We start from the raw sequence: 24,627 nt of genomic DNA, 5'->3' as shown, positions 1-24,627 counted from the left end.
CTTTAGAACGCTTTAGAATTGGCATATTCATTAAGCTTTTTATGCTATACTTAAAAAACTGATGATCTCCATTACTTTGAAAAACACGTGAATATTTTACAACTTCATTAAATCAAATCTTATGGAATTTCAACAAAACTTACTCAATTATATCAGCGAATCATTAATTGCGACCAATGAAACGATTTCTATTGCTGAAAGTGTAACTTCCGGGCTTTTTCAGCTCGCTTTTTCACAAATGCCTAATGCATCAATGTTTTATAAAGGTGGAATAACCGCTTATACTTTAGATCAAAAAGTTAAACTTCTAAATGTAGATTATGATGAAGGAAACTCATGCGACTGTGTTTCTGAGGAAATTGCAAAAACAATGGCTCTCAGTGTAGCAAAACTATTCGATACCGATTGGTCTATTGCAGTTACAGGTTACGCCAACCCAATGAGAAGCTCAACTTACAAAATATTTTCATATTATTCTTTTGCCTACAAAGGTGAAATTATTTTATCTAAAAAACTGGAACTTCATCCTAAAACACAGGCTTTAGGAGCACAACAATATTATACAGAATTTATTTTGGGATGCTTTAAAAGTGAGATTAATAAACTTTTAATTTTAAAATAACAAAGCTCAGGTAAAGAATAATATTTTAGAGATTAATAAAAGATTTTTCTGTTTTTGATTTTTAAAATTTCTTCTTTCTCCATGTTTTTTATTACCCTGATTACAGTTTCTACGCTTAATCCGGTAAGAGAAGCGAGCTGCTGTCTGGTTAAAAGAATCTGAAGAGCATATTGCGACTGGTCATGATGATGATCTTTAAGATAATTCATCAAGGTTAACAATTTTTGGGCAGGTTTTTGAAAAGCCATACTCTGCATCATCAAAAACTTGTAATGCATATGCTCAGAAAGGAATTGTATATTTTTGAAATAATCTTCGGGATGTTGTTGCAAAAACTGTAGATATTGCGCTTTAGGAAGTCTTATCACTTCAGATTCTTCTACAACAACAGCATTTACCGGGTAGTTTTTTTCTGTAAAAAGTGAAGAAAGACCTACGCTGTGACCTTGTGAGAGTATTCCTTGAATAAATTCTTTACCTCCTTCATTAAAATTATTTAATTTCACTTTTCCTTTGGAAATCAGGAAAAAGTAGCCTGGAACTTCACCTTCAGAAAATAAAAGATCATCAGGATTGTAAGTTTTTAAATCTGCTCCAAAAGAAAATAATTTATCTTCATTTATCATATTATTGGGATTAATTGTATCTGAAAATTCATCAATATGTTCAGAAACATAGGGGTGTTAGGATTTTTAGACATGTAAAGAAAGAGTAATTTTATACAAAAGTGAATTATTTTCGTACCACACAGATACCACATTGACTGTTATAGGTCAGAATTTTGATTAATTTAATCATGCAAACAATAGTCTTGCTTAATTAAACCAATAAACCGAAACCATAAATCGTTATTTGTTGATTAGAATCATAAAAAGAAATATGAAAATTCTGATACATTTGAATCTAAAATTTTAAAAGATAAAAGATTTCTGAAAAATTAATAATCATTTAGAAATCATTTTGGTTAAAATAATCAAGAGCTTAAACCTATAAGAACGAATTGAAAAAAACTAGTAATAAGAACGTTAATCAGATCAAAGCTTTCACGACAACTTTGATAATGATAGAGAAAAATTCTGCAAAATAATGAATAGAAATAGAGAAAATACACAAGACTTTAACGCAGAACAATACAACGCAAAAATTTTGCTTGATGAAGAAATCATCAGACTTGCCAAACAAAATTCACCGCGCCTTTTAAGCAAATTTAAATCTGCATATCCCGTTTTTTTTGAAAATCTTGCAGCCATTAATGCAAGCCTGCAAAATTCTGAAATTATTTTTTGTATTTATCTCAAGTTGAGATTGAGTACAAAAGAGATTGCCACTTATACATTTGTAACTCCAAAAGCCATTCAGAATAGGAAAAACAGATTAAGAAAAAAGCTTAAAATATCTTCAGATACCGATATTTATAAATGGTTTGATCAATTGTAAAAATTATATCTCATAGATTTCTGCATCTGTAAAAACATAGAATCTTCCTTTTTTAGGAAGATTTTTTGTATCTAAACCAGTAAATTCGCTGAACGCAGGAAGCAAGAATTGATTTTCCGTTACTACAAAACATGGTAGCTTTATTTTTTTAATCATAGAATTGATGACAAAACCGGGATGAATATGTCCCGTAATCTGAAATTGTGAATTTGATTTATCGAAATCGTGAACAAATAAAATATCATTGATTTCTAATGAACTATTTTTAAAATCCAGGCAAAGCTTCTTTTCTAAAGTTTTTGAAATCCTGTCATGATTACCTTCTACCAAACAGAATTTAATGTTTGGATATTGATTTTTCCATTCACAAAATTGATCAACATCAGAATTATCTCCGGCATGAAGCAAATCGCCGACAATAATAAATTTTTCGGGTTGAAAATATTCAATTAAAATTGACAATCTTTCCAAATCATTTTTCATAATCTGGTTAGCCAAAGCAATTCCGTTTTTACGGAAATGTGCCGTTTTACCAATATGAAGATCCGAAAAAATCAATGCTTTTTCTTTTTCCCAAAACAGCGCTCGCTGATTCGTTAAAGTGAAAATTTCGTTTTGAATAGTTATATTTTTTGTCGTTATCTTCATTTTAATCTTTATGTTTGTCATTCTGAACGAAGCGAAAGTGTAGTGAAGAATCTATCCTTTGCATAGTTTAGATTCTTCCTTAACCAGAAATCTTTAGATTTGACTGAGTCAATGATAAACCATATTAAATAAATTCATAATTGACTTATTGACAATTCACTTTATATTTCTTCCCGATTGTTTGATCAGTTTCTGAATTCTCGCATCCAGATTTTCACTCGTTAAAGTCTGTCTTAAACTGTCAACTTTTATTGGAAAACTCAAAGGTGTAAATTTATTTGAATATTTTAAAATAAGCTTAGATTTTTCGATTCGTTTAAAAGCTTCTACCAATCGCTGTTCCTGCAATTGCATATTAAAAACTTCAGTATATGCCTGTCTCACAAGAAAATGATTCGGATCATAATCTTCCAATACTTTAAAAATTAATCCTGCCGAACTTTGTAAAGCTTTATTCGACCGTTGCTGTCCCGGAAAATTCTGAACAACCATTCCGGAAATTACCGCAATATCTCTGAATTTCCTTCTCGCCATTTCTGCCGAATTAATGCTGGAAATCACATCAACCATCAGATTTTCCCGGGTTAAAATTTTCTCAAGATTATCTTCGTTTAAAGGGATTTCTTTGTCGCTGAATAATTCAAAACCATAATCATTCATCGCTATAGAAAAGGAAATCGGAGCTAATTTTGAAATTCGGTAAGCAATTAAAGCTGCCATCACTTCGTGAACCAAACGACCTTCAAAAGGATACATAAATAAATGATAACCTTCTCTATTTTTAATTAGTTCAATCAAAAATTCATCTTCTTTTGGAATGTGCGAACGTTCTTCCTGATTGATTAATAAGGGATGTAAAAATTTCAGTTCTTTTTCCGATGCTTTTGGATTTAATGCACCGGATAATTTTTCTCTTAAAAATCGTCCTAAATTTGAACTTAAAGGCAATCTTCCGCCAAGATAACTTGGAGCCATTGCTTTTCCTTTGGAAGCGCGTACAAAAACAGTCATATCTTTTACCATCGCCACTTCCAGAACTCTTCCAGCCAAAATAAATTTTTCTTCTTTTTTCAGCCTCGAAATAAAATATTCTTCGACCATTCCGATATATCCGCCGGAGATAAATTTCACTTTCAGCATGGCATCACTTACAATTGCACCCATATTCATTCTGTGAAGCATCGCAATTTTTCTCGAAATGACTTTATGCAAACCATCTTCCATTACCACAACTTTATGGTATTCTTCGTAGTTTTTCAGCGCACTTCCGCCAATCGTGAGAAAATCGATAATTTCTTTCCATTCTTCGTCTCTGATTTCCTGAAAAGTATAAACCTGTTTAATTCTTTCGTATGTTTCTTCAGGATAAAACCCGTCACCAATTGCTAAAGTCATTAGAAACTGAACCAAAACATCAAAACATAAAACCTGCGGTTCACGAGGCTCAATAACATTTTGTTTAACGGCTTCTTTCAAAGCAGAAACTTCGATTAACTCTAAAGAATGGGTAGGAACACAATAAATTTTTGAGGTTTCAAAAGGGGAATGACCGCTTCGTCCAGCACGTTGCAGAAACCTTGCAACACCTTTTGCAGAACCAATTTGTATCACGGTATCAACTGGCTTAAAATCAATTCCTAAATCTAAAGATGAGGTGGAAACTACGGCTTTTAATTTTCCGTTACTCAGATTTTCTTCAATCCAGATTCGTAAATGTGCATCGATCGAACTATGATGAATGGCGATTTGTCCGGCAAAATCAGGATAAGCATCCAATAATAATTGATACCACATTTCACTCTGACTCCTTGTATTGGTAAAAACAATGGTTGATTTAGATTCTAAAATAATCGGAACCACTTTATCTGCCAATTTATGACCAAGATGTCCTGCCCAAGGCAAAATTTCTACTTCATCAGGAAAAACTGAAATAATATCAATCTTTTTATGTTGTTTAGCGGTGATCTTTGTCTTCTTTATATCGTAAGGAATCAAAACTTCCATCGCTTCATCAAGGTTTCCAATTGTCGCTGTAATCCCCCAGATTTTTAATTTCGGAACGTATTTTCTTAATTGAGAAATCCCTAATTCAACAATCACTCCGCGTTTGGAACCTAATAATTCGTGCCATTCGTCAATGACAATACTTTGCAGATTTTGGAAGAATCTCTGATGATTTTTTTGCCCAAGAAGCAAATGTAAACTTTCAGGTGTTGCCACTAAAATTTCCGGCATATTTTTGACCTGTTGTTGTCTCACTTTGGGATCTGTGTCTCCGTTTCTTACCCCAACCAACCAATCTAAACCAATTTCGTCAATGGCTTCCTGCATTGCTTTCGCAATATCTTTTGAAAGGGATCGAAGCGGTGTGATCCAAATCATTTTTAATCCTTTCTTATATTTTTCAGGATGATTTAAGAAATCAGAAATTAAAGCTAAAAAAACAGAATAGGTTTTCCCAAAACCTGTTGGAGCAACGACCATTCCGCTGTAACCATTTCCGAATTTTTTCCAAGTATCAATTTGAAATTTGAATGGCGAAATCGATTTTTCCATCATCCAGTTTTGAATGATCTTGAATCCTTCTGTATTTTCGTAGTTGCTCAAATTGTTTTTATAAATTAAATAATATTAAATCTACTGATTTAGAAGAAAAACTGCAGAGCAGTTTTATCTGTGTAGTAATTTAATTAACGTTATTAGCGGCGCTCCGTAGGAGCGCTATCTCTTTAAAATTTAGTTATAAGATAGAACTCCTACGGAGTTCTCCAATGTTTATGTTTTTTCTTCTACACAGATAAAGCTCCTCTGGAGCTTTGACGAAATTTATTGTATCAGCTTTTTAATCTCTTCAATATCATCAATTTCGTCAACGGTTTTATCTTTTCGCCATCTTAGAATCCTTGGGAAACGTAATGCAACACCACTTTTATGGCGATTGCTGAACCCAATTCCTTCAAAAGCAATCTCAAAAACTAATTCGGCTTTTACGGTACGAACCGGACCAAATTTTTCAATCGCATTTTTGTTTACAAACTTGCTGACTTCCATAATTTCTTTATCGGTCAATCCCGAATAGGCTTTTGCAATCGTGACCAATTTATCACCACTTTTTACGGCAAAACTGTAATCGGTGTAATAAGCACTTCGTCTTCCGCTTCCTTTTTGAGCATAAATGAGAACTGCATCAATCGTCATCGGATTGATCTTCCATTTCCACCAATCGCCTTTTTTTCGTCCTGAATGATATTGTGAATTTTTCTGTTTCAGCATCAAACCTTCACTGTTTATTTCTCTAGAGTTTTCTCTGATTAAATCTAATTTGTTCCAATCATCAAAATCGATTGCCCGAGAAATTTTGATGTTTTCAGGAGCTTCATTTAATAATAACTCTTCCAGCATTGCTCTTCTAGCTGACATTGGTTTTTCGCGCAAATCAGTTCCTTCGAGTTCTAAAATATCATACGCAAAAACTTCAATTGGAATTTCAGCGAGCATTTTTTTGGTTAAAGTTTTACGGTTCAAACGTTTCTGTAATTCATTAAAATTTAAAACGTTACCTTCCTTTACCGCAAGTATTTCTCCATCTATCACAAAATTACCTTTCATCGCTTTTACGGTCTCCGCAATTTCAGGAAACTGCTCTGTAACCAATTCTTCACCACGAGACCAAATAAAGACTTCATCATTTCTTTTGATGATTTGTCCACGAATTCCGTCCCATTTATATTCGATGAGCCAATCTTCGGGCTTCCCTAAATCTTCCAAATCTTTTTCTAAAGGATAAGCGAGACAGAAAGGGTAAGGCTTTGAATTATCAGGATTGATATTTTCAGCAGAAATCAATTCTTTAAATGAAACTTCGTCAGGTTGCCATTTCCCCATTAAACTGTGCATTAGAGTACTTGCTTCCTGCCCGGAAAATTTTGTAAGAGAATTAATCAATGTTTTTGAAGAAACACCAATTCTAAAACTTCCGCCTAATAATTTATTGAAGATCAAACGTTCTGTATAATCCAAACCATTCCAGGAATTGAGAACGAATTCTTTTTTTTCAGCTTCGGTTTTATTCTTTAAACTAATAATTTCCTGCATCCATTCAGATAAAGATTTCTCAATTTGTTCAGTTGGTGGCGGAAGAATTAACGATAATGTTTCGCCTAAATCTCCAACCGAAGAATAACTTTCCTGAAAAAGCCAAAACGGCAATTGGGTAATTTCCAATGCCCATTCTTTCATATAATTCGTATTAACATTTCGCTTGGGTCTTTTGCCTGTAAACAAAGCAATAAACCACAATTTGTCATCATCCGGTGCACGTTCGAGATAATCGATGATGGCATCGATTTTTGCATTGGTTTTATTCGTGCTTTCGAGAGCGTTGATGAGTTCTGCGAAATTTTTCATTTCTTATTATTTATAATAAATTTTGACGGTTTTAAAACCTTTTTTATCGCAAAGATTTTATAACAAATCTCATATTTTTTAAGATTGCAAAGGCAAATAAAATTTGCTGCGCAAAGCATATGCATTAGCTTAATCAACTTGTTGATTCTTTCTTTGCTCCTTAAAATCAAAAGAATAGATAAAAAATCTTTGAGTTTAATAATTATCTAATTCAGTTTCAATTTTCAATAATTGTTTTCTCTTTTTCTTCTTCATCGTCGTCTCCATACAAAGTTTCTACAACATCAGATTTAATTCCTATTTCGTTTAAATATTTTGAAAAAACTTCGGTTTGTCCGTGAGTAACGTGAACAATTTCTGCTTCAGTAGCTTTTATAGCTTGCAACAACCCTTTCCAATCGGCGTGGTCACTCATTGGAAATCCAGCATCGGCACTTCGCCATCTCCTTGCACCACGAACCTGCATCCACCCTGAACAAATTGCTGTTGCTGCATCAGGAATTTTTTTAATGACATTGCTGTCTAATAAAGCCGGCGGAACGATGACAATGTCACCTTGAACGTGTTTTATATTTTCTCTAAAATCAGGAACTTCATAATCAGGAAGCACGATTCCTACTTCTTCAAAAGCTTTATTTAACTTTCCAATCGAGTAGTGGACGTGGATTTTTGCCATTCCTTCCACAGCTTTCATAATTCTTTGCGCTTTGCCTAAAGAATAACCTATAAATACGGATGTTTTTTGATTCTCCTGATTCCTTAAAACCCAATTTTGAAGTCTTTTATTTAAATCGGGAACTTCCAGCCAATTGTAAATGGGGAGTCCAAACGTACTTTCTGTAACAAACTCATTACATTTTACTTCTTCAAAAGGGGTACTCAAACCATCATCCTGAACTTTATAATCACCGGAAATTACACTTACATAACCTTTGTATTCCAAACGTATTTGCGCCGAACCAATAATGTGACCTGCAGGATGAAGCGAAAGTTTCACGCCATTGATATCTAAGACTTCACCATACTGCAATGTCTGACATTCAATATCCGGAGAAATTCTTTGGTATAAAATGGGTTTTGTAAAATGATGGCAAAGGTATTTTTTCATTCCCCAACGAGCGTGATCAGCGTGTCCGTGTGTGATGACCGCAAAATCAACAGGTCGCCAAGGATCAATATAAAATTTTCCCTGCGGACAATAAATACCTTTGTTTGTGAATGTGATGAGTTTCAAGAGCGTGATGATTAGTGTGTTTCTGAATATTCAAAAACCTAACCAAATTATTTCTTTTCAATATTTTTCTGTAAATCGCTCCATGCACCACCGTTATAAACTTTCTTAAAACCTTTTTCTTTTAAAATAGATTCAACTTTTATGCTTCTTAAACCGTGTGAGCAGACTGTAATATAAGTTTTCTCCGGATCAAGTTCTACATATCTTTCCTGCAACAAATATTGTTTTTTCTTCAATTTTTTCACTGAAAAAAAAGATTGTAGTTCAGTTTTCTGCTGATCCGTTAAATCAACTTTATCCTGAATATGAGAAAGGAGCGTATCAAACATTAAAAAAATATTTAATCAAAAATAATACTTTTACAAGCTACTTTCTTCTGTTTTAAATTTTTCATAAAACCAAAACAATCCGAATAAATAAAATGAATGGAGTAGCTGTGCTTCAATGGCAGACCAGTTCTCGATGGAGCAACTTCCAAAGATCAAAATACTCATTAACACTAAAGCCGAATATAAAGTATATTTTGTTTTAAAATTAATCAACAACAAGATTCCGAGAATTGCTTCGGCAATAGGTAAAACATAGCTGAACGGAACAATTACAAGTTTTGGGATCATCGATTTTTCCATTGTGGTAAGCATCCATTCACTAAAAGAATAAAGCTTCGGAATTCTTACCAATCCGTGTCCCAATAAGGAAATAGCAATCGGAAGTCTTAAAAAGAAAAATGCTGTTTTAAAATCTTTCATTAATTACTGACTTTTCAGTTTTTTCATAAATTCCATGATGGCAGGTCGCAGATCTTCAAATAAAGGATGCTGTTTGTTTTTTAGCATCACTTCTGTGAAAAGCTTTAAACCTAATGCAAACTCCTGAGCAGTATTTTCGTCTTCAAAAATATTTTTGGCTTTTATAACTTCAAATATTTTAAAAAGATCGTCATGATTTTCAAAATCAAAATCTAAGTTTTTATCTCCAGCAGAACCATCTTTTAATGATAATTCTTTAAGCTGGAGATGATATTTATTATTTCTTTTTTCCATTTTTAAAAAGTATTTACCAATTGATCAATCGTTTCAATTTCTTCTTTTGAAAGGTTAATATCAATAGCTTTCGCATTTTGAACTGCTTGTTCCGCATTTCTGGCTCCCGCTAAAGCGATGGTAATTCCAGGTCTTTCTATCGTCCATCTTAAAACTAATTGTCCCAAACTTGTATTATACTTTTCTGCAATCGGTTTTATTTTATCTAAAAGCTGATTTGTTTTTTCAATAAATTCTGGCTGGAAATGAGGGAGTTTTGCCCGGTGATCGCCTTCCTGGAATTTATAATCAGTTGTAATTTTACCAGTCAACAAACCTCTTTCCAATGGACTATATGCTAAAATAGATTTATTGTTTTCTATACAAAAAGGAACTGTTTCTTCCTCAATCCCACGATTGACCATACTAAACGGAATCTGGTTGGAAACTAAGTTCAACTTTTTTTCTGCTTCTGCCATTTGCTGAGCATTATAATTACACACTCCGGCAAAACGAACCTTTCCCTGATCGATCAATCTTGAAACGGCTTCAAAAGTTTCGTCAATCGGTGTGGTAGAATCTGGCCAGTGAATTTGATATAGATCGATGTAATCTGTACCGAGTCTTTTTAAACTTTGCTCACACTCATAAATGATGCTGTCTTTCCCTGCATATTTATAGACATCAATGTCTTTTCCTTCATTATTTTTGCTGTGCATTGCAAAATCGCCTTTCGCCAAATCCCAACGCATCCCGAATTTTGTAAGGATCTGTACTTTATCACGTGAAATACCTTTAATGGCTTCACCTACTATTTCTTCGCTCGTTCCCTGTCCATAAATGGGAGCTGTATCAATAGAACTTACACCAACATCGTAAGAAGCTTTGATGGCTTCAATCGCATCGTTTCTGTCAGTGCTTCCCCACATCCAGCCTCCTGCAGCCCAAGCTCCAAAAGTAATTGCCGAAATTTCCAAATCGCTGTTTCCTAATTTTCTGTATTGCATTTTGTATAATTTTTTATTTAATGAATGGTAAAAAGATTAATTTAATTTTTATTCGATCTCAAAAAAGAGATATAGAATAGGCTATTACAAATTTTGACAAAAAAAATGGCAAAACACTTGTAATAATTCTACAACATATTGTAATTTTATTACATGAAGAGAAAACAGTTTGAGCCTTTAGAGCTTGATTGCTTTGAAGCTGAGGTTTATCCGTTTCCCAATCACAGTCATACCTATTACGAGCTTATTTTTATTGTAAAAGGAACAGGAAATCATCACATCAACAAACTGGTGATTCCTTATAAATCCGGAGATCTTTATCTGATTTCACCCGATGATGAGCATTTTTTTGACATCAAAAAATCAACCAAATTCTGTTTTATAAAATTTAACGACAGTTATTTTAATTTTCACAAAAACCTTTCTCCGGACGACATTTTCATGGCTTCACCTTTTGATATTATGCGAAATCCTGTATTTAAAGAAGAAAAATTAAATTTTGATGAGCCGTGCAAAAGCATTTTAAAGAAAACTGTTGAAAATATTTTTGAGTATCACCGGTATCATAAAGTTTCAGATTCGCCGATTGTCTTTTTCCAGATCATGTCGCTTTTTGGTTTAATCCGTGAAGTTTCAATGAAAAACATGAAGTTTAATATCGACCGGAAAACACCTGAAAAGGAAGACCTCATCACCTACATTCATAAAAACATTTATAATCCTGAATTTATAAGAATGCATATTATAGCCAAGCATTTCAGCATTTCACCAGGTTATTTCAGTAATTATTTTAAAAGAAATTTTGAAGTAAGCTATCGTGATTATGTGAAAAATTATAAATTAAGATTAATAGAAAGAAGAATTCTGTCGGGTAAAATGACCATGAAGCAGATCGCTTTCGAGTTTGGGTTTACAGATGAAAGCCATCTCACCAATTACTTTAAAAAGCAGATGAAAATAAATCCTTCTCAGTATAAATTGAAGTTTGCAGAATAATTTCTCTAAAAATCAAATTTCTGTTTTTAATCACTTTAGAATTAATAAATCTTACGGAAATTTGCAAAAAATAAATCAATGAAGGTTATAGATGTAGAAAGTTGGAACAGAAAAGAGCATTTTGAGTTTTTTTCTAAAATGAAAAGCCCGTATTTCGGATTTACAACGGAGGTAGACTGCACGAAAGCTTATGATAAAGCCAAAAAAGAAGGTCATTCTTTTTATGCTGTTTATCTTTATAAATCAATGGTGGCAATCAATACTGTGGATGAATTAAAACTCAGAATTGTTGACGGACAAGTGATTTTGTATGATGAGGTACATGTAGGAGGCACAATTGGAAGAGCAGACGGAACATTTGGATTTTCATTTTTTCACTATTCTCAAGACTTTGAAACTTTTAACAAAAGACTTCAAGAAGAAATTAAATCTGTACAAAATTCTACAGGTTTAGGAATAAGCAACGATGTTTTACCTATTAATCACATTAGGCATACGACAATTCCGTGGAACTCATTTACTACCATTTTGCATCCGACAAATTTTGATCCTAAAGAATCTATACCAAAGATCGCATTTGGAAAATTCAGCATTCGTGAAGGTAAAAAGTATCTTCCGGTTTCCATTGAGGCACATCATGGATTGGCAGATGGGCTTCATTTGGCAAAATATATTGAAGAATTTCAGAGACAGTTAGACTTATAAGTGGTTGATGGTTTTTAGTTGATTGTTGATGGATTAGGGTTCAAAATACTAAAAACTAAAAATATATTTTTTTTCAACCGCAAAAGAATCAAAAGATCGTACTAGGATTTCGTTATTCAAAAGCTTGCAATACGATTGGCTATACAGGCTTTTTAGATTTTTGTAAACTATTGAATTTCTATTTTTTCAATCATTTCTTTTGAACCTTTTGCGGTAATATATTTTCAAAAAAGTACAAAAAGAAAAATCCTGATTTCCTCAGGATTTTTTATTACCAATTGCTCAGTCCGTTTTCTAATGCTTTTTTATAATTTTCTTCGTCAAAAGAGTAGAGGTCGGGAGATTTGTGGGCACCGCCACGACGCTGCTCATTTAATTTTTTCAGAATTTCGAGATTTTTTATTTTTCTATAAAAATTTCCGCGGTTAAGCTCTTTCCCAAGAATGGTTTCGTATAATTTCTGTAATTCTGAAAGGGTAAATTTCTCAGGCAATAAATTATACCCGATTGGCTTATACGTAATTCTTTCACGCAAAGTCAATAAAGCTTTTTCTATAATTTCGCGATGATCCATTGCCAATTCTATTTCGTTTAGCTGGCTCAGAGAAATCCATTCACATTTTTCGCTGAGCTCATCCACGACAAGAATTGCATTATCAGGATTGTATAAAGCATAATATCCTATAGAAACAAAACGCTGTTTCTGCCATAGAGAATCATCGAAATCTTCAAAATAAAATTCGCTTCTTTTATTTTTACCAAAAACAGCAAACTCTTCCAAATAAACATCAGAAATTCCTGCTCTTTCTTTTAAAACTCGTTTAGCTGCATCATCTATATCTTCTTCTTTTTTTACATAACCACCCGGTAAAAGCCATTGCTTACGATACGTCATCTGAAGAAGAAGAACCTTTAATTCACTTTGATCAAAACCAAAAACTACAGGGTCTGCAGAAAGGTGCGGAAGAAAAAGATCTTTTGCCTCCTCAGATTTCTTTAAAAATTGTTGTTGTGAATCCATAAACTGTTTGTGAATACTTAGTTCGACAAATTTAACATTAAAAATTTAACATTAACCCTAATAATACAATTCCGAAACTTTTTTTAGATTTTTTTAAACTTTCTCTCTATCATAAACTCATAATGAAGCAATGATATGTTTAATTTTATTTTATTAATAAATTACTTATAATCAAATATTTAAATCTCTATTTTTATTCAAAATGACCTTTAAAATTGATAATTCAGGATAAAATTATTGTCCCAAATTAAGATATTATCAACAAAAGAGGTTATCTTAGCCTCTTAATTTTAATGTATATGATAAATAATGAAGTAAAATCTAAAAGGAATTATACGATTCCTTTGATTACTATTACGCTTTTATTTTTTATGTGGGGATTCATCACATGCATGAATGATATCCTTATTCCATACCTGAAACAACTATTCAAACTAACATTCTTCGAATCGATGTTGGTGCAGTTTTGTTTCTTTGGAGCTTATTTTATAGGTTCTCTAATTTACTTTCTAGTTTCCACATCAAGCGGAGATCCCATCAACAAAGTAGGTTACAAAAAAGGAATTCTTTTCGGGATTTTCCTTGCGGCTTTCGGATGTATTTTATTTTATCCGGCGGCAACATTCTCTTCTTACGGATTATTTTTAGGCGCTTTATTCGTTCTAGGATTAGGATTTACCGTTCTTCAGATTACGGCAAACGCTTATGTATCGCTTTTAGGTTCGGAAGATTCTGCATCAAGCCGACTGAATATGACGCAGGCTTTCAATGCTTTTGGAACAACAATTGCTCCGGTTTTAGGCGGACATTTAATTTTTGAATTCTTTTCTGCAGCCGACGGATCTTTCTCAGCAGTGGCAACAAGAATTCCTTATTTAATCTTTGCAGGAATTTTATTATTGGTCGCTTTATTGATTTCAAGAGTGAAGTTGCCATCTTTCCAAACTGCGGAAGAAGAAATTGAAAAAGGTTTAGGTGCACTTCAATATCCGCATCTTTTATTCGGCGTTTTTGCAATGTTCTGTTATGTAGGTGGGGAAGTAGCAGTAGGAAGTTTTATCATCAGCTTTTTAGAACAACCACAGATCATGAACCTTAATGAAGTGGTAAGTAAAAACTATCTTTCTCTGTATTGGGGAGGTGCGATGATTGGGCGTTTCTTAGGTGCAATTTCGTTAAATCATTCGATCAGTCAAGGAAAGAAAGCATTATATATGTTGGGAGCTGCAGCTGCAGTGTTCTTAGTAATTTTCAGCATTGTTGATCTTACGTTCTCACAAATCAGTTTCTTCTTAGTATTTATTGCCTTAAACTTTGTAGCGTTCTTTGTAGGAAAATCTGCTCCGGCAAGAACATTATCCATTTTTGCAGGAATCAACGTCTTGTTATTAATCTCTGCAATGTTAAACCACGGCGAATTGGCAATGTACAGCATTTTAGGAATCGGAATTTTCAACTCGATTATGTTCTCTAATATTTATACACTTGCTATTTCGGGATTAGGAAAATACACAAGCCAAGGTTCTTCATTAGTAGTAATGGCTATTTTAGGAGGTGCGATTGTTCCTATTTTCCAAGGCTATTTGGCAGATATTTTCGGAGTACAGCAATCATTTATTATCCCTGTGTTCTGTTATATTGCCATCTTAATTTTTGGTGCTTATTGTACTAAATATTTAAGCCATGTAAAGCAGGATGCTGATGCAAAATCTGGACATTAAGATTTTTAATTTTATATATGGAAAAACCTGCTTCAAAGCAGGTTTTTTTTTGATATTTAGAATGCTATTTTTTATAATGATGTTCTCTATGATATTTAATTAAATCTAAATCAATTTTATGTTTAAGATTTATTGTTAATTTTTCATTTTCTAATCCTAAAATATTAAAATTATCATCTATAGAAATAATGCCCAAATCAAACATTTTATGATGATTTGGACATAAACAAATAATATTCTCTTTAGTATCTGGACCATTATGAGGCTTTCCTAAAGATTTTATATGTGCAGCTTCAGAATACGTTGAAACAGGACTTTTGATCTGGGTTCCACAAATTTGACAAGTATCATTGTAAAGTTGTTTTATAAATTGAGCTGTTTTTGTTTCTCTAATTATTTTATTAATCACATATTCTTTTCTACTCGTATTAGTATAGTTTGATTCAGGTTCTTTTATTATTTGTATTGGTCTTGCTTCTTGAGAATATTTTTCATTTATTATTTTTTCTAATCTGAATCTCCAAACATTAAATCCACTTCTTCCTTTTTCACGCCAATATTCAGTTATTAGAAATAATCCATCATATCGATAACCACTATTAGGGGCAAAACTTGAATTTTTACTAGCACCCCTTGACACTCTTATGGGCAATTTTCTTTCACAAGAAATTGCTAAAGCTTTATTTCCTTTCGTTAACGTTTGATCGGCTACTTGGAATTTGGATTCATTACTTCTACCGCCATGTCCAGTATATATAATAATATCTCCATTATCCTCATCATCTTCATAACCTCCGGAAAGTACAATTGAGTCAGCTCCTTCCTTTTCAGTTCCACTAATTCCAGCTTGTAATGGTCTATGAATATTTGCCATAGATAGAGCACTTCTACTTTCAAAAATATCTCCTTCAAAAGTTCCTTTGATATTACCAAATGTTTTACTCATTATTAGTTTTTATACTTCAAAAATATAAATAATTGAGATGAAATTAAATATTTTAAAATAAAACTTATTTAGAATCTCCTGGTTTATGGATATGAGGTTTTAAAGCAGGATGCTTTGGTTTTGTTTCAGGTGTTACGCGTCGTCTTTTGTCTGGCGTACCATCTGCTTTATCAGGTTTAGGGCCAGGTTTAATTGCCTTAATTTTTGTGCTCATAATAACTAATTTTGGGTTAATAAAGTAAAGGTAAACTGTTTATAAGTTTAATCCTTACGGTTTTCCATAATCCTCAAAATAAGATTTTTCAAATTCAAACTCTCAAAAACACTGATTTTCTAATCTCTCCTTAATTTTTTTGACAGAAGTCACAAAAACACAACCTACAGAAAGTTCAAATCATTAGATCAAACATTTTGTGCTTTTACAAAACCCCTAAACCGATAGATTAAACTTATTGTACAAGTACAGAATATTTAATCTAACAAAATAAACTCTCCGTAACATTACAAAAAGTTTAAACCAATTGTTTTACTCAAATGAAAAAATGATTATCTTCATGCTTGAAATATTTAGATAATTTCTAACAAAAACACACTTGATTATGAAAATTTCACTCACAAGGCTGAGTACAAAAGACTTGGCTACACTTACCCAACGTATTATTAATACTTCAGATTCCGGTACTTATGGAGTCATTACCAATCATCCGCTTCTTACAGAGCTCAAAACAAATTATGCAGAGTACGATGCTGTTTACACCAAAGAAACATTCAGTGGTAAAGGTGCAGATGTTGCGGGTGCAGACAGAAGCAGAGATATTGCTTTCAGAAACTTAAAAAACTTCCTGAACGGATACCGGAAAATGGCAACCATGCCCAATTATCATCTTGCCGAAGATTTATTTGAGATTTTCAAAGCGTACAGTCTCAACCTTGACAAAATGAGTTATTCGTCCCAAACCGCACAGATGAAAAAACTCATTGAAGAACTTGAAACCTCAGAAAATATTCAAAAGCTTAATGCTCTTTCATTACTTCCGTCTTTCAATGAAATGAAGTCTAAGCATGAAGCTTTTGAATTGCTATTTGCAGAACAGGCAGGAGCGAATGCCCATCTCAGACAAATGAAAAATGCATCAGCAATTCGCAGAGACCTCGAGAAAATTTTAAAATCTTTCCTCAGTCTCATCACCGCTATGAAAGATATTCAAGATTGGAAATTGCTGTACGCAGATCTTAATGAACTGGTTAAAGCAGCAAAAAATTCTACATTAAATAAACCCGAAAATAATATCCAACAATCTTAAAAAAATTCCCCTCTTTTGGAGGGGTGGCGAAAATTCCAAGAATTTTTGACGGGGTGGTTACTAAAGATAGACCAGCGTCAGTTCGAGTTTTTTCGTAGCAAAGCGGAGAAAAATGTATCGAGAACCGAATTTAAAAACATAAACTTCTCGATACGTTTTTTGCAAAAGCTACTCGAAGTGACGGCTTTCGGAATAAATATGAATCATAAAAAACGAGAACCTTTTACAGATTCTCGTTTTTATTTTTGCCTTTAAATAGTTCTCGATACAAATTCTTTCAGAATTTTACTCGAACTGACGGAAGTTGATCATTAATCATCCAGGTAAATATCATTATTTGCTTTTTTTGATTTCAGTAGCATAAAAGCTAATCCCAAAACTAATCCGGCAACCAAAGCAATTTTGGTTTTCTTTCCGGGAACAGGAAGGATGGTTTCACCATAAATCTGATGAGGTTCTGAAGAAGGTTCAAGTACATTTCCGGAATCGGGTGGTGCATTTTTTAGTTTCATCATTAATCGCATTCCTGCAGAAGCGGTATTAATAATGACTTTTGGAAACATTTCATATAAATTGACCAGTGCTCTGGATTTAAAATCCGGAAACAAATCCTTTTGTGGCTCTTTTGCCAACTGTACAATTTTATCTGCGGTATCTCTAGGATCTGAAGCAAATGGCGGAATTTTAAAATCTAATCCTGAAAACTTTGCCGAATGCATATTTCCCGTAGATCTCTGAATTTGCGGATACAGATTGGCAATATGAATATTGGGATAATCTGAAATTTCACCATGCAGACATTCCATCATTCCACGGATCCCGAATTTTGTTGCCGAATAAACTGCGCTGTAAGGAGCGGGCATAAATCCGCCAATCGAAACATTATTAATCAAAATTCCTTCGTTCTGTTCTTTGAAAAGCGGTAAAACCGAATACGCTCCATGCATATATCCGAAAAGATTGGTTTTAACGACCTGTTCGTGAAGCTCCATCGGAATTTCTTCAAATTTTCCGCTTGCCATTACTCCGGCATTGTTTACCCAGATATCAATTCGCCCGAATTCTTGTACTGCAGCTTTCAAAAGATGGTCTACTTCTTCAGCTTTCGAAACATCGGTAGAAACTGCAATAGCATTTACACCTAAGTCTTTACAAATTTTTAAAGTTTCGTCTAAAGCTTCCTGACCTCTTGCTGCGATAACGATGTTACAACCTTCAAAAGCAAAGGCTTCAACAGAAGCTCTTCCGACTCCGCTGGTTCCTCCTGTAACGACGACAGTTTTACCACGAAGGCTTCTTTTTTCTAAACTGTTTTGTGATTTCATATTGTGATGTTTATAGATTTGAGATAAAGTGTTATCTGTTACCTATCTATTTTTACACCAAATAAGAATTTCAGAGCCATTAATTTTAAATCTAACTATTATTAAAACAAAAAACACAGACTAAATTGCCTATGTTTTGTTTGAAATAATATTTAAATTGAGTGTTTTATCTGTATAAATCGAGTTCGAGAAAGTTGTTTGTTTTTTTAAGTGCATCTTTTCTTTCTTTTTCCATCAACTTTAACATATCATCTTGTGAATATGTTTTACCATCGAAAGTAATCGATGATGAAACGGTTACAGGAGCTGAAATACTTGAGGAACCTGAAGTTTGTCGCATATCTTTCACAGGATCTTTCTTATAATCATTCCATAATTTTTTGAATTTTTCTTCGTCTACGACAATTTCTCTGTTTTTTTTGCTAAGCAAATCATCAAAATCAGCAGTCACTTTTTTTGTTGCGATAAGCGTAAATTGATGGTCACCTTTAGAATCTTCAGCTTTTACAATAAGACCGGGAAGCCCACAAAGCTCGTGTGGTCCATCCTGAATCGGAATTTCGGGTGCAAACCAAACATTCCATTTTCTGCCGTGCAAAACAGTTGTTGCCAACTGAACATCATAACCCAGAACTTTTGATTTTTTTTTGCCGATTTCCCATTTTAGTTTTTTATCATAAACAATTAAAAGCCGGTTTGAGCTGATGCTTCTCTTTAATGTTCTTTTATAATCGGGATAAGTTTTTATCACTTCTGTACTTACTTTAGACTGTTTCAAATTGGTAAAATCAAAATGCGTCTTCTGTGTTGCCTGTGCATCTTTAAATGCTGCAGTCATTGTAGAATCATACACCTGTTTTACCTGACTGTAAAATTTAGAACCTTTGGGAGAAGTCTGCAATACCATATTTTCAATTTCTGATTTATCGCGATTCAGAGAATCCATTTTGAAAGTGTATTCATAAATGAACTGATTAGATTGTGCTAAACAGAAGCCTGTAATAAGTACTAACAGAATCGATAATTTTATTTTCATACTTGTGAAGATCATTGAAAGATGATACTTTCTTCTTTGGTATTATACACGATTATATTTTTGTTACTTCCTCCTGTTTTTGATACCGTTTTAGCATACAATATTTTAAAATCTTTTGGATTATAAATGGTAATCGTATTGTTTTTCTCGTCTATCGTTACTTTATCAGCATTTACCAAAGAAATGTTTTTTGTTTTCAGCATTACATTTCCGTTCAGAATAACTGTGCGTTCTTGAGTATTTTTTTTGATGTTATCTCCTTTATATGTCATTGTAAGCTCAGATTGTACTTCTTGCGCAAAAGTATTTTGAGAAAATAAAATGAGTGTAAAAATTCCTGAGATTGTAAAAAGTCTTTTCATATATATTCAATTTTATGAAAACGAAAATACACTTAATTCTCAATGCTGTGGAAAATTTAATATTATTTATGATTTCTAAGATATTTTTAACTAAAACATTGACAGTAAAAAGCTTCACTAGAAAACTGGCAAGAAATATACAAGACCGGAATTAAAAATAAAAGCAAAAAAGGGACATTAATCAGAACAATAGAATATTGTTTCTTATAAATCCTAATAATAGAATTTGTAATAAAACTTACCATCAGAATAATTAAAACAAATACAAGCAGAAATGCAATACCCAAACCTACATCAGTACGGTGTTCTCGTTGTCGATTGGCTTCGAAAGCCATTTCAGAATAAAAATATAATAAAAGTAGGGGAATAACTACTACCAAAATTCTGATAATAATGTGTTTGGTTATTTTCATAGATTGAAATTAATTATTTGTTTGTCATTTCCATATTCTTTTTTAAACTTTGTGAAGAAAGATCATTTTCAAAACTGAACGGAACTGATTTTAAAGTCTTTCCTTTTTCAGGAATTAAAACATTAAAATGCAAATGCTCTCCGGAAGCAAAACCTGTAGCTCCGCTCAATCCAATGGGTTGATTTCTTTTTACAGCATCGCCAACTTTCACAAAGCTACCGTCTTTTTTTAGATGTACATATTGGGTGAATAATCCACTTTGAGGATGATAAATAGTAATATAGTTGGCAAAATCCCTCCATTTTCTATCGTTTCCGCCATATTCATAATCTTTAATAACACCTACAACAAATCCATCATCTGCACTTGTGATGGTATCTCCAGTTTTCATATCAAAATCTACAGCATATCTTGAATAATCATCATTATGACTGAAGCTTCCTTTATTAGATTGCATAATTTGATACGTTTTACCCTTAGAAAAGGGTAGTGCAAGATTATTTTGTTTAATTATTTTACGATCATCACCAAATGCCTGATTAATATTAAATTTTATTTTTTCAAGATCAATATTCTTTACGAAAATCTTGATTTCTGCAAAAGAATTTTCATTAGCCATAACCTTTAAAGTATCATCAATTAAATTTTTATTTTTTAAATAATCAGAAAAAATTCTAATTCTTAAAGGACAGAATAATGGGTTTTCAATTTTGAGAGAAAGGGTATCGTTCTTATAATCTTGTGCATAACTATTTCTAAACTGATTCAATTTCACTTTCGGAAGTTCCTGCGCCTTATAAAAAGAAAAGCAAAAAAATGAAAGAATGAAGAATACTTTAAAAAACTTCATATGCTTTAATTTGAATTTAAAAATACAATAATTAATGAATAAGAGACGGTTTTACAAGTTCACTTTCAAAGACAATATTTTTAATTGATTTTTCAGTGTAATAAAACAAATTACTATTTTTATTCATCTGATTTTCAAGAATAATAATGTGTAAATCTGCTTTGGGAACGTAAATATTCATCGATGAAAAACCATCGCCTAAACCTGTGTGACCAAGATATTGTATTCCTTTTGTTTCAGCAATTCTGATATTGTAACCGTAACCCACTTTCTCCTTTCCAAAAACATCATGTTGTGATTTTGCAGATTCAGAGGTCATTAATTGATAAGATTTCCGGCTTAAAATTTTGCCTTTATGAAGTTGATTATTCCAAATTACTAAATCGTTTACCGTAGAAATAACTCCATCCGCAGGTAAATTTTCATCATTAATCATTGAGCTTTCTACTTTCGTGAACTTGTTTTCTTTATTGATGTAGCCAAAAACAAGATTTCGTTTGCCGTTTTTAGAATAGCAGAATGTATCATTCATCTTCAGCTGCTTAAATAATTTTGAAGCCAATTCTCTGTATGATTTCCCTGATATATTTTCAACAATTTTTCCTAAAAGAATATTAGAAAGATTTCCATATTTAAAATCAGTTCCCGGTTTAAAAGCTAAAGGTTTTTCTACATCTACAATTCCGTGAGTATGATTCAAAAGCTGATGAACGGTTACAGAATCTGCCCAAGTTTGCTTTAATTCTGGCAAATATTTTTTGATAGGAGCGTGAAGATTAATTTTCCCTTTTTCGACTTGTTTCAAAACTAAAACAGAGGTAATTTGTTTAGTATTAGACATGATTTCAAACTGATCATTCATTTTCAGCCGAGTTTTATTCTCAATATTCGAAAATCCGAAAGCTTTAGAATAAACCGTTTTACCGTTTTTATTGATCAGAACGACACCGTTAAAATTGACTGGTTGTTTAATTTGTATGATACTGTCTATTTTATTTTGCCAATTTTTATCGGTTTGAGAAAAAACTTTTACGCTTAAAGAAAAAATAAGAAAAGCCGAAATTATCTTTTTTGAAATCATTATTCTGTGAATTTTTTAGAGTTTCCAAATATAATATTTTACATTATTTCATGGAAAAAAACTATTGTACTTAATACATTTTTCACCTTTTAAAAACCGACAATCATTGAACGAATCCTTATCTTTACGTAAATTTTAAATAAAATGAAAATAGAAATCTGGTCGGATGTGATGTGTCCGTTTTGCTATATTGGAAAGAAAAATTTTGAACAGGCTTTAGAAACTTTACCTTTCAAAGATGAAGTAAAAGTAGAGTGGAAGAGTTTTCAGCTTGACCCAACTTTAGAACAATCGAAAACAAAAACAACAGCAGAATATTTCAGAGAAAAGAAAGGTTTTCCTGAAGAGCAGGCTAAACAAATGACCAATCAGGTGATACAAATGGGAAAGGCTTCAGGAATTGATTTCAATTTTGAAAAAGCTTTGATTACCAATACTTTTACCGCTCATAAACTTCTTCATTTAGCGAAAAAACATAATAAATCTAATGAAATGGAGGAGGAGCTATTCAAAGCTCATTTTCTGGATGGGAAAAATGTAGGCGACATCGATACGCTTGTTTCTTTGGCGGTTTCTTTAGGAATTGATGTGGAAGAAGCTAAAAAATCTTTACAGTCTGAAGAATTCGATTACGAAATCAATCAGGATATTTTGGAAGCCAGAAATAATGGGATTTCAGGAGTTCCGTTTTTTATTCTTAATGGTAAATATGCGGTTTCAGGCGCACAACCTGCTGAAGTTTTGAAAAATGCTTTAACTCAGACTTATGAGGAAACGGTAGTTCCTTTTAAAGATAATACGCAAAACAATCTTTCTTGTCATGCAGATGGCTGTTCAATTTAACATAATATAACTTCATGATTCAATTAAATAAAGAACTTTCTTATCCGATTTCTGAAACCCTTTTTGTGTTTGCATTAGATTCAGAAGCAGGAAAAGTATTTGATCACACCCGAAAATTAATTACCGGAATCGGAAAAGTAAATGCAGCAATTGCACTCACAAAAGCAATTCACGAAAAGAAACCAAAATTGATTGTTAATCTTGGTTCGGCAGGCGGAAATGGTTTCAAAAAAGGAGAGGTTATCTGTTGTACACAATTCATTCAGCGTGATATGGATGCCCAAGGTTTAGGTTTTAAAAAATTTGAAACTCCGTTATCTGGAATTCCTATTGTTTTGGAAAATGGGCTTAAAATGGATAACCTGAAAGAAGGAATCTGCGGAAGCGGTGACAGTTTTGAGATGAATCACATCAACACAGAATATAACGTTATCGATATGGAAGCTTATCCTTTGGCACTGATTGCAATGCAGGAAAACATACCGTTTCTATGTTTGAAATATATTTCGGACGATGCAGGAAGCGACGCAGCAGACGATTGGTCGATTCAGGTACATCTTGCTTCAGAAGCATTTAAGCAAATATTATTTACAGAAGTATAAAATTTAAACCAATCTAAAATTAAAATATGAAAGCGATTATTTTAGAAAATCCGGGCGGAACAGAAAATTTAAAACTTACAGAAATAGAAAAACCAACTATTAAACAATGTAAAGTTTTAGTTGAAGTAAAATCCTTAAGCATCAATCCAATAGATGTAAAAACTCGTTCAGGCAAAGGAGCTTTTCAAAAATTAAAAGATGAAAATCCATTGATTTTAGGTTGGGATATTTCCGGAATTGTCGTTGAAACCAATTCTTCGATGTTTAAAGTGAATGACGAAGTTTTTGGAATGATTAATTTTCCGGGACATGGAAAAGGTTATGCTCAATTTGTTGTTGCTTCTGAAAATCATATTGCTTTAAAGCCAAAAAACATCAGTTTTGAAGAAGCTGCAGCAACAAGTTTAGCGGCTTTAACCGCTTTACAGGCAATTGAAAAAGCAGAACTGAAAGAAGATCAAAATGTTTTGATTCATGCAGCTTCAGGTGGAGTAGGCCATTTTGCCGTTCAGATTGCAAAATATTTCGGAGCTTCTGTAACGGGAACTTCATCCGACAAAAACAGAGAATTTATTTTGAGTCTCGGAGCTGATCGGCATATCGACTATAAAAATTATGAATGGGGAAATTCTGAAGAAAAGTTTGATTTTATTCTAGATACAATCGGTGGTGAAAATATTGATCATTCTGTAAAAGTTTTAAAAGAAGGTGGAATAATCATTAGCATTCCTAGCGGTTTGAATGATGATATAGAAGAAAAAGCGGCTTCTGTAAAAGGAAAAGGCTTTAAAATGATGGTTCAATCTGATGGAAATGATATGAAAAAACTCGCCGAGCTCTTAGAAAAAGGCTTTATACAACCTCATATTTATAAGGCGTATCATTTTGATGAAATGTCGAATGCTCATGAAGAATTGGAAAAGGGGAGAACGGTTGGGAAAATAGTGGTAAATTTCTAAAAATAACAGATTAAATTGATCAACACAAATGAATTATGGAGAATATTTCTGAAATAATATCGCATTTTAATTTTACCCAAACCAGA

26 protein-coding genes are annotated in these 24,627 nt (G+C 32.7%); 9 read left to right on the top strand and 17 right to left on the bottom strand.

Features of this window, described 5'->3' with window-relative positions; genetic code table 11:
* Positions 1 to 121: 121 nt before the first annotated feature.
* Positions 122 to 622 (top strand): CinA family protein, encoded by a 501-nt coding sequence (locus FDY99_RS21125; RefSeq protein WP_139423608.1) that lies wholly within the window; start codon positions 122 to 124, stop codon positions 620 to 622.
* Between the two features lie 32 nt (positions 623 to 654).
* Here the strand turns inward: FDY99_RS21125 and FDY99_RS21120 are convergent, their stop codons facing one another.
* The gene (locus FDY99_RS21120) at positions 655 to 1,248 is read right to left on the bottom strand and encodes a Crp/Fnr family transcriptional regulator (protein WP_139423607.1); all 594 of its coding nucleotides are present in this window, start codon (positions 1,246 to 1,248) and stop codon (positions 655 to 657) included.
* Between the two features lie 460 nt (positions 1,249 to 1,708).
* Here FDY99_RS21120 and FDY99_RS21115 point away from each other — a divergent pair, with 460 nt between their 5' ends.
* Entirely contained in the window at positions 1,709 to 2,059 is a 351-nt protein-coding gene (locus FDY99_RS21115; RefSeq protein ID WP_139423606.1) for a helix-turn-helix domain-containing protein, read from the top strand.
* A gap of 3 nt (positions 2,060 to 2,062) precedes the next feature.
* Here FDY99_RS21115 and pdeM read toward each other — a convergent pair whose 3' ends face one another.
* The 8 genes from pdeM to FDY99_RS21075 form a co-directional block, all read right to left on the bottom strand.
* The gene (pdeM, locus tag FDY99_RS21110) at positions 2,063 to 2,707 is read right to left on the bottom strand and encodes a ligase-associated DNA damage response endonuclease PdeM (protein WP_139423605.1); all 645 of its coding nucleotides are present in this window, start codon (positions 2,705 to 2,707) and stop codon (positions 2,063 to 2,065) included.
* A gap of 156 nt (positions 2,708 to 2,863) precedes the next feature.
* The gene (locus FDY99_RS21105) at positions 2,864 to 5,266 is read right to left on the bottom strand and encodes a ligase-associated DNA damage response DEXH box helicase (protein ID WP_167494310.1); all 2,403 of its coding nucleotides are present in this window, start codon (positions 5,264 to 5,266) and stop codon (positions 2,864 to 2,866) included.
* 267 nt (positions 5,267 to 5,533) lie between these two features.
* The gene (locus FDY99_RS21100; protein WP_139423603.1) at positions 5,534 to 7,114 is read right to left on the bottom strand and encodes an ATP-dependent DNA ligase; all 1,581 of its coding nucleotides are present in this window, start codon (positions 7,112 to 7,114) and stop codon (positions 5,534 to 5,536) included.
* Positions 7,115 to 7,331: 217 nt separating this feature from the next.
* On the bottom strand, positions 7,332 to 8,348 hold the full coding sequence (locus tag FDY99_RS21095) for a ligase-associated DNA damage response exonuclease (RefSeq protein ID WP_139423602.1): 1,017 nt from the start codon (positions 8,346 to 8,348) through the stop codon (positions 7,332 to 7,334).
* Between the two features lie 47 nt (positions 8,349 to 8,395).
* Positions 8,396 to 8,677 (bottom strand): rhodanese-like domain-containing protein, encoded by a 282-nt coding sequence (locus FDY99_RS23465; protein ID WP_228448885.1) that lies wholly within the window; start codon positions 8,675 to 8,677, stop codon positions 8,396 to 8,398.
* Positions 8,678 to 8,707: 30 nt separating this feature from the next.
* Positions 8,708 to 9,097 carry a MauE/DoxX family redox-associated membrane protein gene (locus tag FDY99_RS21085; RefSeq protein WP_139423601.1) on the bottom strand — a complete coding sequence of 130 codons (390 nt, stop codon included), beginning with the start codon at positions 9,095 to 9,097 and terminating at the stop codon, positions 8,708 to 8,710.
* Positions 9,098 to 9,100: 3 nt separating this feature from the next.
* Positions 9,101 to 9,391 carry a DUF3861 domain-containing protein gene (locus tag FDY99_RS21080; protein ID WP_074228775.1) on the bottom strand — a complete coding sequence of 97 codons (291 nt, stop codon included), beginning with the start codon at positions 9,389 to 9,391 and terminating at the stop codon, positions 9,101 to 9,103.
* A 2-nt stretch (positions 9,392 to 9,393) separates the two neighbouring features.
* Positions 9,394 to 10,377, bottom strand: coding sequence for an aldo/keto reductase (locus FDY99_RS21075; protein WP_139423600.1), 984 nt, complete (start codon positions 10,375 to 10,377; stop codon positions 9,394 to 9,396).
* A gap of 153 nt (positions 10,378 to 10,530) precedes the next feature.
* On the opposite strand from FDY99_RS21075, the gene FDY99_RS21070 reads away from it, so the two are divergent.
* Together FDY99_RS21070 and FDY99_RS21065 are read left to right on the top strand one after the other, a co-directional pair.
* Positions 10,531 to 11,373, top strand: a complete 843-nt coding sequence (locus tag FDY99_RS21070) for an AraC family transcriptional regulator (RefSeq protein ID WP_139423599.1) — start codon at positions 10,531 to 10,533, stop codon at positions 11,371 to 11,373.
* 78 nt (positions 11,374 to 11,451) lie between these two features.
* Positions 11,452 to 12,078: a chloramphenicol acetyltransferase gene (locus FDY99_RS21065; protein ID WP_139423598.1), complete on the top strand. Its 627-nt coding sequence runs from the start codon at positions 11,452 to 11,454 to the stop codon at positions 12,076 to 12,078.
* 271 nt (positions 12,079 to 12,349) lie between these two features.
* Here the strand turns inward: FDY99_RS21065 and FDY99_RS21060 are convergent, their stop codons facing one another.
* Positions 12,350 to 13,099, bottom strand: coding sequence for an NUDIX hydrolase (locus FDY99_RS21060; protein WP_074228783.1), 750 nt, complete (start codon positions 13,097 to 13,099; stop codon positions 12,350 to 12,352).
* A 299-nt stretch (positions 13,100 to 13,398) separates the two neighbouring features.
* On the opposite strand from FDY99_RS21060, the gene FDY99_RS21055 reads away from it, so the two are divergent.
* A complete protein-coding gene (locus tag FDY99_RS21055) occupies positions 13,399 to 14,820 on the top strand; it encodes a sugar MFS transporter (RefSeq protein WP_139423597.1) in 1,422 nt (473 codons plus the stop codon).
* Between the two features lie 64 nt (positions 14,821 to 14,884).
* Here the strand turns inward: FDY99_RS21055 and FDY99_RS21050 are convergent, their stop codons facing one another.
* Positions 14,885 to 15,766 (bottom strand): YDG/SRA domain-containing protein, encoded by an 882-nt coding sequence (locus tag FDY99_RS21050; protein ID WP_139423596.1) that lies wholly within the window; start codon positions 15,764 to 15,766, stop codon positions 14,885 to 14,887.
* 64 nt (positions 15,767 to 15,830) lie between these two features.
* Positions 15,831 to 15,980 (bottom strand): hypothetical protein, encoded by a 150-nt coding sequence (locus tag FDY99_RS23180; RefSeq protein WP_167494300.1) that lies wholly within the window; start codon positions 15,978 to 15,980, stop codon positions 15,831 to 15,833.
* Positions 15,981 to 16,365: 385 nt separating this feature from the next.
* Here FDY99_RS23180 and FDY99_RS21045 point away from each other — a divergent pair, with 385 nt between their 5' ends.
* A complete protein-coding gene (locus FDY99_RS21045; protein ID WP_139423595.1) occupies positions 16,366 to 17,070 on the top strand; it encodes a DUF6261 family protein in 705 nt (234 codons plus the stop codon).
* 311 nt (positions 17,071 to 17,381) lie between these two features.
* On the opposite strand, the gene FDY99_RS21040 is transcribed toward FDY99_RS21045, so the two are convergent.
* The 5 genes from FDY99_RS21040 to FDY99_RS21015 form a co-directional block, all read right to left on the bottom strand.
* Complete coding sequence (locus FDY99_RS21040; protein ID WP_139423594.1) at positions 17,382 to 18,395, bottom strand: SDR family NAD(P)-dependent oxidoreductase; 1,014 nt, start codon at positions 18,393 to 18,395, stop codon at positions 17,382 to 17,384.
* A gap of 166 nt (positions 18,396 to 18,561) precedes the next feature.
* Positions 18,562 to 19,431, bottom strand: coding sequence for a GLPGLI family protein (locus tag FDY99_RS21035; protein ID WP_162304197.1), 870 nt, complete (start codon positions 19,429 to 19,431; stop codon positions 18,562 to 18,564).
* Positions 19,432 to 19,442: 11 nt separating this feature from the next.
* A complete protein-coding gene (locus FDY99_RS21030; protein WP_139423592.1) occupies positions 19,443 to 19,793 on the bottom strand; it encodes an LptA/OstA family protein in 351 nt (116 codons plus the stop codon).
* Positions 19,794 to 20,219: 426 nt separating this feature from the next.
* A complete protein-coding gene (locus FDY99_RS21020) occupies positions 20,220 to 21,056 on the bottom strand; it encodes a M23 family metallopeptidase (RefSeq protein WP_139423590.1) in 837 nt (278 codons plus the stop codon).
* 31 nt (positions 21,057 to 21,087) lie between these two features.
* Positions 21,088 to 22,137 (bottom strand): serine hydrolase domain-containing protein, encoded by a 1,050-nt coding sequence (locus tag FDY99_RS21015; protein WP_139423589.1) that lies wholly within the window; start codon positions 22,135 to 22,137, stop codon positions 21,088 to 21,090.
* Positions 22,138 to 22,281: 144 nt separating this feature from the next.
* Between FDY99_RS21015 and FDY99_RS21010 the strand changes: the two genes are divergently transcribed.
* The 3 genes from FDY99_RS21010 to FDY99_RS21000 are packed head-to-tail and all read left to right on the top strand — an operon-like array spanning position 22,282 to position 24,541.
* A complete protein-coding gene (locus FDY99_RS21010) occupies positions 22,282 to 22,980 on the top strand; it encodes a DsbA family oxidoreductase (protein ID WP_139423588.1) in 699 nt (232 codons plus the stop codon).
* 14 nt (positions 22,981 to 22,994) lie between these two features.
* Positions 22,995 to 23,582, top strand: a complete 588-nt coding sequence (locus tag FDY99_RS21005) for a 5'-methylthioadenosine/S-adenosylhomocysteine nucleosidase family protein (RefSeq protein WP_139423587.1) — start codon at positions 22,995 to 22,997, stop codon at positions 23,580 to 23,582.
* Between the two features lie 26 nt (positions 23,583 to 23,608).
* Entirely contained in the window at positions 23,609 to 24,541 is a 933-nt protein-coding gene (locus tag FDY99_RS21000) for an NADP-dependent oxidoreductase (protein WP_139423586.1), read from the top strand.
* The last annotated feature ends 86 nt before the right edge of the window (positions 24,542 to 24,627 follow it).

The organism is Chryseobacterium mulctrae, assembly GCF_006175945.1.
GTDB classification, from domain to species: Bacteria; Bacteroidota; Bacteroidia; order Flavobacteriales; family Weeksellaceae; genus Chryseobacterium; species Chryseobacterium mulctrae.
The sequence above is the reverse complement of the archived record's forward strand: the minus strand, read 5'-3'. Positions and strand labels throughout refer to the sequence as shown.